Raw genomic sequence first — 15,340 nt, forward strand, 5'->3', positions numbered from 1 at the left:
TCGTCGTGGTGACCGGTCTCTCGGTGCTGATGACGGTTTCGACACAGGGCGCGATCGCGTTCGCCGAGATCCAGGCCGCACAGAACTTCGCACCGCCCAAGGTCCCCACGCAGCTGGCCGGGTCGCCGGACGGGCTGGGCCACCAGGTGTCGGCGGCCTCGACCGAGAAGACCGCCGGGCCGACGAACGGCGGCCACATACCGGCTGTCGGCGAGTTGCCCCAGTCCCAGAGCGGCCAGAGTCCGGTGGCTCCCAGAGCGTCCGGTGACAATCGGACTCCGCATGCTCCTCAACTGACCAATCCACCGGATTCTGTCCAGCCGAAGCCGAAGGTGAAGAAGCAGGCCTCCACAGCGCCCAGTGGCGGATCAGCCAACACAAGCACCGCTGCGCCGGCCGCCGGCGAGCCCGACGCCTCGCAGTCGACTGGCATTCCCGGGCCGACGCCGGAGGGTGACACCGGTGTCGAGGACACCAGTGCTCGTACCCAGAGCTCCTCGGTCTTTCGCAACAGCGACGGAACCAAGACCACCCGTGTCTACAGCCAGCCTGTGCACTACAAGCAGGCCGACGGCACCTGGGCGGACATCAACACCCGCCTGGAGCTGAACAAGGGCGACCGGTACCAGGAGACGGCCAACAGTCAGCAACCGAGCTTCGCGGCGCACGCCGACGATCCGGCACTGATCAGCCTGACCCTTGATTCCAGTCACCAAGTCGCCTACGGCCTTCAGGGCGCGGCCCCCGTGGCTGGGACGGTCAACGGTGACACCATTACCTACGCGGGTGCGGCTACTTCCGCTGACGTCGTCTACGACGGTCTCGCTGCCGGCGTGAAGGAAACCCTCGTCCTGCGCGATGCGACCGCGCCGACCAGCTGGGTCTTTCCCCTCCAGCTCACCGGGCTGACGGCTTCGCTCAACGCGAACGGTGAGGTCGAGTTCAAGGATGCGAGCGGCAAGGTCCTGATGACCATGCCGCACGGCTCGATGGAGGACTCGGCGAAGGATCCGCGCTCGGAACTCGGCGCCATGAGTGACGACGTGACGTACCAGCTGACCACGGTGAACGGCTCCCCCGCGCTGCGGGTGGACCTCGACGCCACCTGGCTCCACGACCCCAAGCGCGTGTTCCCCGTGCGGGTCGACCCGACCTCCTCGACCAACGTCCCCGCCGGTCAGACCACGTTCGTGGTCAGCGGCTTCAACGCGAACAACTCCGGCCAGAACGAACTGCACGTGGGAACCTACGACAACGGGACCCACGTCGCGAACAGCTACCTCTTCTTCCCCGCAGTCTCGACCTCGATCCCGAACGACTACGTCGAGGCCGTCGACCTGCACATCGCGAACACCCACTCGTGGAACTGCTCCCCATACCCGATCAACGTCAACCAGATCACCACGCCCTGGGACCCGGGATCCATCAGCAGCTACCCCGGCCTGTCGATCGGCCAGCAGCTGGGAACCGAGACCTTCGCCGCCGGTGACAGCTGCCCCAACGGCATCCAGTGGGAGACCATCCACCTCGGAGGCGACCAGACCCTCCCGGGCCCCCAGCTGGTGAACAGCTGGTCCCACGGCGGCGCGAACTACGGTCTGTCCCTGACCGCGGACCCGAACGACCCCAACGCCTGGAAGATCTTCGACAGCGTCCACACCGCCTTCCAGCCATACCTGTCCATCACCTACGCGGACTGGGCTGCCAACTACGGCGCGGGCGCGGTCGTCAGCCCGTCGGCATCCACGGCCGGCTCCCAGCAAGTGACGCTGACCAACGCGGGGGCGAATGCGTGGAACGCCTCCAGCATGCAGATCAGGCCGAGGTTCTACGACGCGAACTGGACTGAGCAGTGGCCTGCCGGGAGCGCACCGCTCACCGGCGTTCCCGGCAATGTCTCACCTGGTCAGACCGTCACCTTCAACGCCACCATTCCCGCAATCCGTCCCGGAACCACCTACCAGATGTGCTGGGACGGCTACGTCAACGGCACGACATCCCTGCACGACTCCTACGGCGTCCCCTACCAGAACTGCACCTGGTTGACCGCCGGAAACGCGGCGCCACAGATCGCCTCGGTCGCGCCGCTGAGCAATGCGCTCTCGGGGACGCTGACGCCCCAGCTGTGGGCGACAGGTCTCGACCCGGACAACTACCCCGGCACCGGCCTGAGCTACGACTTCCAGATGTACACACTCCCTGCATCGGGGTCGCCGCAGCTAGTGGTGGACTCGGGCTGGCAAGCGGGTAGCTCCTACGCCGTGCCGCCCGGGAAGCTGGCGTGGCACACCAACTACTTCTGGCAGGTCTCGGCGTCGGACCACCTGAACGCCAGCCCGTGGTCCAATCCGATCTACCTGTCGACGGCGTCTGTTGATCAGCCGCTGATCACGTCGCATCTGGGTGGGGCTGCCGATGACGGTTCGGGTCGGACGTTCGATCCGCAGGTCGGCAACTACACGACGCAGGCCACCGATGCGGTGGTGAAGGTGGTGGGGCCGGCGCTGGATGTGACGCGGTCCTACAACTCGCTCGATCCGCGGAATAGTGCGCTGTTCGGTGCGGGCTGGTCGTCGCGGTACGACATGAGCGTGGTCCCCGACGGTGACTCGCCGGACGTCATGGTGCTGACGGCCGCTGACGGGCACACGGAGCGGTTCGCCAAGAACCCGGACGGCAGCTACGTCGTGCCGGACGGCCGCTCGGAGACGTTCTCGGCGAACCCGGGCGGCGGCTACGTGCTGCTGGTTCCGGGCGGGATCCGGTATTCGCTGACGGCCGCGGTGGGGTCGGGCTTCGCGCTGTCCTCGATCACGGACGTGTCGGGGCACGTGCAGAACCTGCACTACACCGGCGGCAAGCTCGACACCGTGACCGACGCGGTCAGCAGCCGGGCCCTGCACTTCACCTGGACCTCGGACGGTACCCACGTCGCGAAGGTGGCCACCGACCTGCTGTCCGGCAGCGACCCGAACAGCGCGCTGACCTGGACCTACAGCTACAACGCCACCGGCACCGCCGGCGAGTTGGACCAGGTGTGCGCCCCGCCGACGGGCGGCAACACCGGGCCGGCGTGCACCAAGTACTCCTACGTGGCGGGCGCGCACTTCCGCTCGGCGGTGCTCGACGCACGCGCGGCCTCCTACTGGCCACTGGGTGAGGCCTCCGGCACCACTGCCCAGAGCCTGGTGGCGATCAACGAGGGCAACGACAACGCCACCTACACCAACGTGACGCTGGGCACCGACCACGGCCCGCTGGCCTCCGGCACGGCCACCGTCGCGAAGTTCGACGGGACCACCTCCTCGGTGGCGCTGCCGAGCGGTGCGCTGAAGAACACCTTCCAGTCGATCGGGCTGTGGTTCAAGGCCAGCGGCCCCGGTGTCCTGGCGTCCTACCAGGACACCGGCCTGAACGCGACGCCCTGGCACTCCTCCCCGGTGCTGTACATCGGCGCGGACGGCAAGCTGCGCGGCGAGCTCTTCGGCCCGTCGCTGGGCGCCAACCCGATCACCACGGCCGTCTCCGAGATCGGCCCGAACTGGCACTACGCGGTGCTGTCCGGCGCGGGCTCCTCCCAGACGCTGTACCTGGACGGCAATGTCGTCGGGTCTCTGACCGGCGGGATTGACCACCTCGACCAGGACCAGGTCTTCATCGGCGCCGGCTATGCCAAGACCTCGATCTGGCCGAGCATGCCCGGTGCCGCTGCGGACGGGAACAGCCACTTCGCCGGTGACATCGCGGAGGTGGCGACCTACAACCGCGCCCTGGGCCAGCCCACCGCCGCAGCGCAGGTCGTCGACGCCGTCCAGACCGCCCCGCTCCTCACCCAGGCCAAGCTCCCCTCCGGCAAGCAGCAACTGGCCGTCGCCTACGACGTGGTCAAGGACCGCGCGACCCAGGTCACGGACGCCAACGGCGGCACCTGGGGCATCAGCGACCCCACCGTGTCGGGAACCTCGCAGGACTACCGCTCCGCCGTGATGGGCTCCCGCCCCGCCGACTACTGGCGCCTGTCCGACCAGGCGGGCACCCAGGCCTCCAACGAGATCTACACACCCCGCCCGACCCCCAACAACGGCACCTACTCCAACGTCACCCTCGCCACCGGCGGCCCGATGGCCGGCACCACGGCCGCGACGTTCGACGGCTCCACCTCCTGGGCCCAGATCCCACCCGCCTACGCACCCCAGGTCGGGCCCGGCGCGATCGGGCTGTGGTTCAAGACCACCAGCACCGCCGGCGGCGTGCTCCTCGCCTACCAGGACCAGGCCCTGGACCAGACACCCACCACCGGCCAGTACTGGAACCCCGCCCTCTACGTCGGCAACGACGGACACCTGCGCGGCCAATTCTGGTCGGGCGCCTCCGCCAACACCATCGACAGCGGCGCCACCGTCACCGACGGCACCTGGCACTACGCCCTGCTCTCGGCCGACACCGCCTCCAGCCAGACCCTGTACCTCGACGGCAAGGCCGTCGGCACACCCGCCACCGGCCAGATCAGCACCAACGGCACCGCCCACGTCTACGTCGGCGCCGGCCACGTCAGCGCCGACTGGCCGCACGCCCCCGCCGACCCGGCCGGCCACTTCAACGGCCAGATCGCCGACGTCGCCGCCTTCGCCCACGCCCTGAACGCCACCAACGCCACCACCCTCTACACCATGGCCACCGAGACCACCCAGATCGGCACCGGCCTGCCCGCCAACAACTCCGTCGACTTCACCAGCGCCGTCCTGGACGACAAACCCACCGGCTTCTGGCCCTTGAGCGACACCAGCGGCAACCAGGCCAGCGAATACCTCACCTCCGCCGCCATGCTCCAGAGCCGCGGCATACCCACCGCCACCACCTGCTGCACCCCCGGCCCCTGGGCGACCGGCACCTCCACCGCCACCGCCTTCAACGGCACCTCCTCCACCATCCAACTCCCCTCCCACCTCACCCCCAAGGCCGGCGCCTCCGCCACCGTCGAACTCTGGTTCAACGCCACCGCCCCCGGCGTCCTCTACGGCTACCAGAGCTTCCCCCTCGGCGCAGCGCACGACAGCACCCAGATGTGGGACCCGGCCCTGTACATCGGTAGCGACCACCTGCTGCACGGCCTGCTGTGGACCGGCGGCGGCGTCACCCCGCCCACGTCCCCCGCGGGTAAGAACGTCGACGACGGCAAGTGGCACTACGCCGTTCTGACCGCCAACGGCACCAGTCAGCAGCTCTACCTCGACGGCGTCGCTGTCGGTACCCCCGTCCCGGGGCCGCTGAAGTACAACGGCGACGCCTACGCCTACCTCGGCGCCGGCAACTCCGACACCTGGCCCGGCGCTTTCGGCTCCGGCAACGGCTACCTGAAGGGCTCCCTGGCCGACGTCGCCGTCTACCAGTACGCCGTCGACGCCGGCACCATCGCCAACCGCTTCGCCGTCGCGACCACGGCCGCCCCCTCCGGGTCGGGTGTGGATGCCGCCACCGCCTACCGGGCGCAGGTGGTCCGCTCCGCGGAAGGCTACTGGCGCCTGAACGACCCGGCCGGCGCCACCAGCGTTGCCGACGAACTCGGCACCGCCAAGCCCGACTCCACGTCGGGCACCTACAGCAACGCCACCCTCAACACCCCCGGCCCCTCCGGTGACCCCGCCGAATCCGGCGTCACCTTCAACGGCACCAGCACCATGGTCCAGCTCCCCGCCTCCGCAGCCCCCACCTCGGGGCCGGCCAGCATGGAGCTCTGGTTCAAGACCACCACCGCCGGCGTCCTCTACTCCTACCAGGACTTCCCCCAAGGCCCCTCCGGAACGGATGCCTCACCGGCGAACGCCGGCAACACCCGGCACTGGAACCCGGCCCTGTACGTCGGCAGCGACGGCAAGCTCTACGGCGAGTTCTGGACCGCCCCCGGCAACGTCATGACCTCCACCCAGACCGTCAACAACGGCGCCTGGCACCAAGCCGTCCTCACCGCCGACACCACCGGCGAAACCCTCTACCTCGACGGCGCCAAAACCGCCTCCAACGCCGGCAACCACCCCGTCTCCTACAACGGCGCCTCCTACGCCTACCTCGGCTCCGGCACCACCGACACCTGGCCGAACGCGACCGCCGCCTACTTCAACGGCACCATCGCCGAAGCCTCCTACTACCCCTCCTCCCTCACCGCCGACACCGTCGCCGGCCACTACAGCGCCATGAGCGCCTCCGGCAAGGCCACCCCCACCACCACCGTCACCTTCACCGACCCGGGCACCAACCACCTCACCTACAGCTACGACACCCAAAGCGCCCGCATCACCGCCCGCTCCGACGCCAACAACAACACCACCCGCTACACCTACGACACCCACGGCTTCCTCTACACCACCACCGACCCCGACGGCCACACCACCACCACCGGCCACGACACCCGCGGCAACACCCTCTCCACCACCACCTGCCAAGACCCCGCCCACTGCCACACCAGCTACGCCACCTACAACCTCAACACCACCAACCCACTCGACCCCACCAACGACGAAATGCTGACGTCCAGCGACGCCCGCTCCGCCGGACCCACCGACCAGACGTACCAGACCAAATACGGCTACGACGCGTCCGGAAACCTGACGTCCGTCACCACCCCGAAGACCCCGGACTTCCAAGGCGGCCGCGTCACCTACATCAACCGCACCGCCGGCACAGAGAACGCCTACTCGTACGTCCCCGCCAGCGGCACCATGCCCGCAGGCTTGCCGGCCGGCTCGACCGCACCCGTCGACGCAAACCAGTACAAGCAGGCCAATGCGGTACCCGCCAACCAGGCCACGACCTACCGCTACGACGCCCAGGGCGACCTCACCTACACCGCCACCCCCCTGGGTCTGACCACCAACTACTGGTACGACCCCATCGGGCGCCTCATCCAGAAGCAGGACAGCTGCGGCAACTGCGGCCAGAACCAGACTGTCCCCTTCAACCTCAACACCAGCACGTACACCACCACTTACGCCTGGGACGGCCATTCCAACCCCATCGGTAAGACCGATCCGGCCACTACCGACGCCATCACCGGCCACACCCACACCCGCCAGACCACCACGAACTATGACGTCGACGGCAACCAGCTCAACCAGACCGTTGCCGACACAGCTCCTGGCGGAGACCAGCCCCGCACCACCAGCTGGACCTACGACTCCGGTGACAAGAACCTGCAGAAGGTCACCGACCCCGCAGGCCACACCACCACCTACACGTACGACAAGTACGGCAACACCACCGGCAAGACCGACCCCGCCGGTACCAGCTACCACTACAGCTACTCGCCCATGGGTCAGATGTATCTCGCCGGCATCACCAACTACACCGGCAGCGGACCCACCCCCACTGCTGCCCACTGGCAGGTGACCGACGCCCGCGCCTACGACCCCGCCGGCCGGCTCGCGACCGACACCGACGGCATGGGCCGCACCACCCACACCTACTACAACGACGACAACACCACCGCCGAGATCGATCTCGACTCCTTCCACAACTTCAACCCCACCACCCAGACCTACGACGGCACCACCCGCACCGTCGTCCTGGAACAGGACACCTACGACCCGGCCGGGCACCTCACCGAACGCGTCACCGGCGGCGGAAAGACCACCGTCACCAACACCTACGACGCCGCCAGCCGCGCCACCAGCACCACCCTCGACCCCGGCGGCCTCAACCGCACTACCACCAGCACCTACGACGCCGCAGGCGACGTCCTCACCAGCACCCTCACCGACGGCACCACCGCCCGTGAGACCGACGCCACCTACGACACCGCCGGCGACGTCCTCTCACAGACCGTCAAGAACACCCCCAACAACTCCACCACCACGCACACCTACGACCAGCGCGGCCTGCTGCTGACCACGGTCAGCCCGCTGGGCAACGCCAGCGGCGGCAATGCGGCGGCGTACACCACGTCGTACACGCATGACGATCTCGGCCGCCTGACCATGACGACGAGCCCGCCCGTCGCGAGCACGGTGTTCAGCACCACGACCGGAACAGCCACTGTCCTCCCGCAGGTCAACGCGATCTCCCGCACCGGCTACGGCGTCTTCGACGCGCCGACCTCCACCGAGGACCCGGTCGGCAACATCACCACCTTCACGCAGACCTTCGACAGCAACGGCCAGCACAGCTCCGTATCCCAGAACACCTACACCGCTCCCGGCCAGAGCACCCCCGTCACGCCGGTGACACAGCTCGACTTCGACGCCCTCGGCCGCCCCCGCACCGCGCACGACGCCAAGGGTCAGATCACGACGAGCACGTACGACCAGCTCGGCGACCTCGTCGAAACCGACCTTCCCGCCATCAACGGCACCACACCCAAGACCTTCTACAGCTACGACGTCGACGGCGAGAAGCAGTCCGCCACCGATCCCAGCGGCGCACAAACGTCCTCCACCTACGACGACCTGGGACGCACTGCCACCTCAACCACGCAGGTGCGCCGCGCCGGACAGGCCACGTCCGCCTACACCGCAGCCTTCGGCTACGACGACGCCGGAAACCGCACCACCGCGATCACGCCCAGCGGACAGGCCGTCACCGCCGTCTACAACGCCGCAGGGGAACGCACCAGCAGCACCGACCAGCTCCAGCGCACCATCCGGACCAACTACAACCTCGCCGGCCAACCCATCCAGGTCACACTCCCCGGAACCGGCAGCGCCAACGGTCCCTCGACGAAGACCACCTACGACCAGGCCGGCCAGGCCACCGGCTCCGCACAGCTTTCAACTGCCGGAGCTGTCCTCGCCACCACCAGTACCGCCTACGACGCCGACGGCAACACCGTTGCCACCAGCGACGCCGACGGCAACACCAGCACCACCGTCTACGACGTGATGGACCGCCCCGTCACACAGGTACAGCCCGTCACGGGCAGTCAGAACATCACCACCAGCCTCTATTACGACGCGGCCAGCCACCGCACCGCGTACACCGACGGCAACACCAACACCACCTACTACACCTTCAACTCCCTCGGCCTCCCCGAATCCACCACCGAGCCGGCCACCTCCGCCTACCCCAACGTCGCGGACCGCACTTACACCACGGGGTACGACGTCCTCGGAGAACCTGTCACCTCCACCCAGCCCGGCGGTGTGACCCTCACCAGCACCTTCGACACGGCCGGCCACCTCACCAACCAGTCCGGCTCAGGCGGCGAGGCACCCACCCCCACCAGGACTCTGGGCTACGACGCCGACGGTCGCCTCAACTCCCTCTCCACCCCCAAGGGCACCCAGACCTACACGTACGAGGACCGTGGCGCCATCGCCACCGCCACCGGCCCCCTCGGTAACGCCACCTACACGTACAACGCCGACGACGACCTGACCACCCGCACCGATGCCGCCGGTACGGCCAACTTCGGCTACGACCAGGCAGACGAACTCCAGACCCTCGCAGACCCGCAGACGGGCACTACCGCCAGCTACACCTACACCCCCACCGGCCAGGTCAGCACGGTCCAGTACGGAACCGGCAACACCCGCACCTACGGCTACGACGACCAAGGCAACCTCACCAGCGACACCGTCAAAACCAACACCGGATCAACCGTCGCCTCCCTCAACTACACCTACTACCCCTCAGGCCGTCTCAAGACCCAGGCCACAAATGGCCTGGCCGGCGCCACCACCCACACCTACACCTACGACGCCGCGGGCCGCCTGAGCACCTGGAACAACAGCACCGCCACCACCACCTACGGCTACGACGCCAACGGCAACCTCACCTCCAACGGCAGCACCACCGCCACCTACAACCAGCGCAACGAGCTCAACACCGCAGGCTCCACCAGCTACACCTACACCGCCCGCGGCACCCGCTCCTCCACAGCGACCGGCTCCACCACCACCAACGCCAACTACGACGCCTTCGGCGAACTCACCACCCAGGGCACCCAGAACTACACCTACGACGCCCTCGGCCGCCTCACCGGCAGCGCCGGCCACACCTTCAACTACGACGCCACCACCAGCAACCTCACCTCCGACGGCACCGAGAACTACACCCGCACCCCCAACGGAGACCTCACCGCCATCGGCAACAGCACCTCAGCCGCCTTCAACTACAGCGACCTCCACGGAAACCTCGTCGGAACCTTCACCCCCAGCGGCACCACCACCGCCGGCTCCTCCTCCTACGACCCCTGGGGCAAACCCACCGCCACCACCGGCACCACCCACAACCTCGGCTACCAAGACGGCTGGACCGACCCCACCACCGGCCAAGTCAGCACCGCCAGCCGCTGGTACGACCCCACCACCGCCGACTTCACCAGCCGCGACACCACCACCCTCCCCCCCACCACCGCCGTCAACGCCAACCGCTACACCTACGCCAACGACAACCCCCTCACCAACAGCGACCCCAGCGGACACTCCAGCAGCTGCGGCGGCGGCGGCGGTGGCGGTCGTGGTGGTGGCGGCGCTGCCGCGAAGCCCCCGGGCGGTGCGGCAACGCCAGCAGACGCCGATCCCGCCGACCCCAACTACGACTGGTTGGACTACAGGTACGAGCACGGTGGTGGCCCCAGAAGCTGGAACTCTGCCTCCATCAATGCTCGAAGCCATGAGGCATCATCAGACCAAAACGAATCCGACTACAGCCTTTCGTACTGGGGATCAGCACCCGACGCGTATGGAAATTGGCGCAATGCGGATGGAACCATAGTTTCCGCCAGCGGATGGGGATCCCTAGACAATGCGCAGGCGCTGAACAATGCTCAAATAACGCGGCTTGAAATCGAGTCGGAAATCGATATCGATATGGAATTCGCAGAGGCTGCTGGCCGTAGCGGCTGCGACACGACTATGCCAGACCTCCCGCCTCCGCCACCCAACCGCTCGCAGATCGCACCCGGCACCGACAATCCCAACAGCGGCGACACCCGCCCAGCCTCCGGACTCAACGGGCCCCAAATCGGTCAAACGCAGAACGCCACCATGGCGGCCAACAATCCCGCTAATTCAACTCAGCCATTCACGGCCGGCCAGGTGGGGTCTCAGCCAACGGCAGCACCCGGACTCCCGAATATCGGACAGAATCCAGGCACCTCAGACAACTGCAATACTGGCGCAGGATTTAATTCGACGTATAATATCGTCTATCTACCCAGACATAAGCAGGCGGGTGAATGCGTAGCGAGCGGAGCATTTGCCAACCTAACAAAAAACGACTACACGCCACCCCCGAGACCCAAACTGTCATTTCCGCTGCCCGGCCTGAATGACCTACCCGATGATAATCGCGCACGCGGACACCTCATCGGATACGCCATGGGTGGATCGAACAAGGATACGAGGAATTTTGTCTCCATGTATCAGGAGGCAAATCAGTGGATGTACGATGAGGCCGAAGGGCCAGTCGTGAAGGCCCTGAAAGAAGGTGGCAGTGCTTACATTCAAGTCACACCGGTGTATGGTGACCCCTCCTCGCCGATGCCAACATCACTCACCTTCGTGGCGTTCGGACCTACAGCAGTCGGCGAAGCACGAACCGTGTGCGTAATTGAAAACAATGCAACAGCCGCCGGAAGTCACTGCTAAGAAGGGGATACACCGATGAAATCGGCATCTGACTTCATTCCGCTCTTGGGCCCACCGATTCGGCCCAATGAAGAGCCTGACGTTTTGGAGATCGGCCGATCATGGGGGGTCTCTTTCCCCGAAGATTTCTGCAACTTTATGGGATCCTACGGCGACTCGGTAATTTCTGAGTTCATATTTCTCTGCGGAATGCGCAAGCTCGAATCGTATTCCGCAGGAATGGGGCGCAAGCTCGAAAAGTCAGACAGCGTCCCTGTCACAGTATTGCCTTCCTGCGATGGCGCACTACTTTGGGGGAATACGATCGAAGGGGATCAGCTATTCCTAGTAAGGCGAGCGACGGGCCAGTGGACAGTTTCTGCCTTCCGGCGGCAATGGGGAGACTGGTACGAGTCAGACATCGAGTTTAGCGATTGGCTTTATTCTGTATTGACGGGTTCAGAGGGCACCGAGTGGCTGCCCGACTGGGGAAATGCTCCTTATCCGATAAGGCCGGTCAGATAGCCGTCGAGCCCTGGGATTGTCCACAGCGGTACTCGGCTGGTCTGGATCTAAGGAAAGAGCCGCTGAGTGGGCTCTGTGGCGCTGCGCGCGAAGGATCGCGCAGCGCCACATTGTGGTGCATGTGGGTGTCCTGGTAGTCCGGCTGCCAGGACCGGGAGGCCGGCGTGCCGCAGGCCCGGGGCCAGAGGCAGGGGGCCGGGCCTCGCTACTCGTCGATCAGGAAGCCGCGCATGGGGGCGGGGGCGGAGTGAGAGCCAACGGCTTGCCACGGGGGTGGGCTGATTTCAGCGGAATGCCACAATGCCCCGGCCTTGGTGGCGGCTGCCAGGGACGCTGCCTGGGTGTTCGCGCGGGGCCAGGAAGGTTGGAAGTAGTCGTAGCGCCGCGGAACACGGATGGGTAGCCCGGCAGGGCCCCGGCAAAGTCGTTCATCACGCTGCCAGGAGCAGGTTGATGGGGCGGTCGGTGTCGCGGGCGTGATGTCGTAGGGCGGCGGCGATGTTGTGGTGTCCGTCCAAGCGGAGAAGGGTAATCGCGGTGTTGCGCAGGCACGCCATGACACGGGGTGCGTTGCCGGTGCGGACCTGGGATCGGTCCTCGTCGAAGGTGACGTCGCGAACCCAGTGCAGGCAGTTCTCGATCTCCCAGTGCGACTGCACCCATGTGGCCAGAAATGCCGGGGCCGCGGTGTGGGCGTCCGCGCTGGTGATCAGGTAGACGATCTCGACGGTCCGTCGGCCTTTCCTGGTGACGGTGCGTCGCAGTTGAGCGACCTGCGCGGCAGCGGTGAACTCGACCCATACCGGCACGTCGACGACCTTGATCGTGCGGGTGGCCCGACGTCCGTGTCCTCGGTCCGTCCTGGTGACGGCGGGTATCGAAGCCCAGGGAAGCGCCTTGAGCTGTGCATACAACGACTTCTGATTGGCCTTCACGGTCAGGACGTAGTCTCCGCCGGCCTCGGTCACCAGGGCCGCCGTGTCGTGCTGGGTGTGCAGTGCGTCCATCGTGACGACCACGCCGTCCAGGTCGAGGAGTTGGAGCAGTTCCCGGGCTGCGGGGATCTCGTTGCTCTTCTCACCCACCGCGACCTGACCGAGCACCGCCCCGGACCCGTGAGCGAGGGCGGCGACCAGGTGCGGAGCCGAGGAGCCGCCGCCGCGTGCGCCGCGGACCGTCTTGCCGTCGATCGCGATCACCGTGCGGCCCGCGACAAGCACGGTCCCGGCCAGGGCCCAGGCGCCCAGCACCGCATCGAGACGATCCGCGTCGAGGCGGGCGAACATGCGTCGCAGAGTGGATTCGTCCACCCCGCCCCGCTCAAGTCCCAGCCTTTCCAGCGCGGCACTTCCGGCGTCCCGGGCCCATTCCCCGATCGCGGTGAACCCCCGGGCCCCGGCCACCACCGCGCATACCGCCACCGCGATCAGTGCACCCACCGGATGCCGGACCCCGCGCCGACGGCGCGGATCAGGAACCCGGGCGAGCACTTGGACGAGGAGCTCATGATGAGGGACGGGCGTGCGAACAGGCGCAGGGATGAGAGACGATGACATGGCGCAGGCGTGATCCCCCGGTCGGATGGTAAGGCGTAGGAACCTCCATCCAACCGGACCGGAACACGCCCGCGCACCTCTTCTACCCGCGAAACCCCACGTCGCAGAGCTACAGAACGACTTTGCCGGGACCCTGGCCCGATCCCGCTCGCGGCCAAGCCAGAACACGGCTCCGCCCCAGCGCAGCATCAGGGGCTGTACCGGGGCGGTCGAGTCGGCTGACGGTGCTGATGGTCGGGTGGCCCGGGGGAATCGCAGCCCCGGGCTCCCACAGAACGGAGCGTGACAGTCTCCCGTCACTCCGCTCTTGTCATCCTGATCACGAGAACCCCGGTGTCCATGCCCATTGGGCGAAGAGCCTCGGGTACTGGCGCGTGGCGCGTTTCCAGCACGCATGGGCCTTCTTGAAGGTCCGGAGCCGCCTGTACTTCTTGCGGATCCAGCGCATCAGGTAGGCGTTGATGCGCTGGAGGAGGGGATGCAGCGCGGAGCGGTAGAACGCTCCGTAGTACTGCATCCAGCCCCGCACCATCGGGTTGATGCGACGGGCGAGGTCAAAGAAGGTGAGGTGGATCTGCCGGTGGAGCCGCCAGGAGCGGACCTCCGCGCTGATCTTCTTCAGGGCGTCCTTGCTGATCGCGGGCAGGAAGCCGGTGAAGTTCTTCCCGGCCCTGGTCCGCGCGCCGCGGGCTCGGAACGTGAACCCCAGGAAGGTGAATGACGTGTGCTCATACGAGCCCCGCCGGTTCCCGTCCTTGCAGTACACGATCCGGGTCTTGTCGGGATGCAGTCGCAGCCCGACCTCCTCCATCCTGTTCGCGAGCGCCGCCAGCACGTGGCGGGCCTGGCTCTCGCTGGCGCAGTGCACGACTGCGTCGTCTGCATACCGCTCGAACTGGATGCCCGGGGAGTTCCGGGCGAGCCAGGTATCGAACGCGTAGTGCATGAACAGGTTCGCCAGCACGGGCGAGACCGCCGACCCCTGCGGGGTGCCTCGATCTCGCTTCTGCAAGGTGCCGTCGGGCAGTTGGAGCGGAGCACGAAGCCACCGCTCGACGTACAACTTCACCCAAACGGCGTCGGTGTGAGCCTCCACAGCCTTGACGATGAGGTCCCACCGGACGCTGTCGAAGAACTTCTGGACATCGAGGTCGATCACCCAGTCCTTCTTCCAGCAGCGTTGCCGGCAGCGTTCCACCGCGTCCAGCGCGGACCGGTTCGGCCGATATCCGTAGGAATCATCGTGGAATACAGGCTCCACGCGGATTCCCAGATGATTGGCCACCACGGTCTGCGCCACTCGATCGGCGACAGTAGGAATGCCGAGCATCCTTGTGCCGCCACCGTGCTGTTTTGGAATCTCCACCGCACGCACCGGAGGAGGAAAGTAGGTCCCCGATGACAGCGGTTCCAGATCTTGTACAGGTTGCCCTGGAGATCCTTCTCGAAGTCGTCAATGGACTGCCCGTCCACACCCGATGCGCCCTTGTTCCTCTTAACCTGCCGATACGCCTCCAGTACTTCCCACTTCGAAATCTCAAACGGCTTTTCTGGTGACTTCAGCTTGTCCATCGGCTCCTCCCGGAGAACGTCCGGTTGACCAGACACACACAGCCACGGATGACCCGGCCCCTTCGCTCCACCCCCATTACAGGGGCTTCAGCACTACTACGAGCCGGTCCGCCAGCACCCTTCGCG

At 66.6% G+C, this 15,340-nt stretch carries 3 protein-coding genes; 1 reads left to right on the forward strand and 2 read right to left on the reverse strand.

Annotated features, from left to right (window positions below; all coding sequences use genetic code 11):
• Positions 1-29: 29 nt before the first annotated feature.
• Positions 30-11,582, forward strand: coding sequence for a LamG-like jellyroll fold domain-containing protein (locus BS80_RS43350; protein WP_157535678.1), 11,553 nt, complete (start codon positions 30-32; stop codon positions 11,580-11,582).
• 935 nt (positions 11,583-12,517) lie between these two features.
• Here BS80_RS43350 and BS80_RS00100 read toward each other — a convergent pair.
• Together BS80_RS00100 and ltrA are read right to left on the reverse strand one after the other, a co-directional pair.
• A complete protein-coding gene (locus BS80_RS00100; protein ID WP_332262136.1) occupies positions 12,518-14,038 on the reverse strand; it encodes an ISAs1 family transposase in 1,521 nt (506 codons plus the stop codon).
• Positions 13,962-15,017, reverse strand: coding sequence for a group II intron reverse transcriptase/maturase (gene ltrA, locus BS80_RS00105; RefSeq protein WP_232246289.1), 1,056 nt, complete (start codon positions 15,015-15,017; stop codon positions 13,962-13,964). Before ltrA ends, BS80_RS00100 begins: the two co-directional genes overlap by 77 nt.
• Positions 15,018-15,340: the final 323 nt, after the last annotated feature.

It is taken from the genome of Kitasatospora mediocidica KCTC 9733 (genome assembly GCF_000744225.1).
In the GTDB taxonomy this organism is placed as follows: domain Bacteria; phylum Actinomycetota; class Actinomycetes; order Streptomycetales; family Streptomycetaceae; genus Kitasatospora; species Kitasatospora mediocidica.

Excerpts from the sequence above, each read along its gene's own strand:
- BS80_RS43350 (WP_157535678.1), top strand. The coding sequence starts at position 30 with ATGACGGTTTCGACACAGGGCGCGATCGCGTTCGCCGAGATCCAGGCC.
- BS80_RS00100 (WP_332262136.1), bottom strand. The coding sequence starts at position 14,038 with ATGCGTGCTGGAAACGCGCCACGCGCCAGTACCCGAGGCTCTTCGCCC.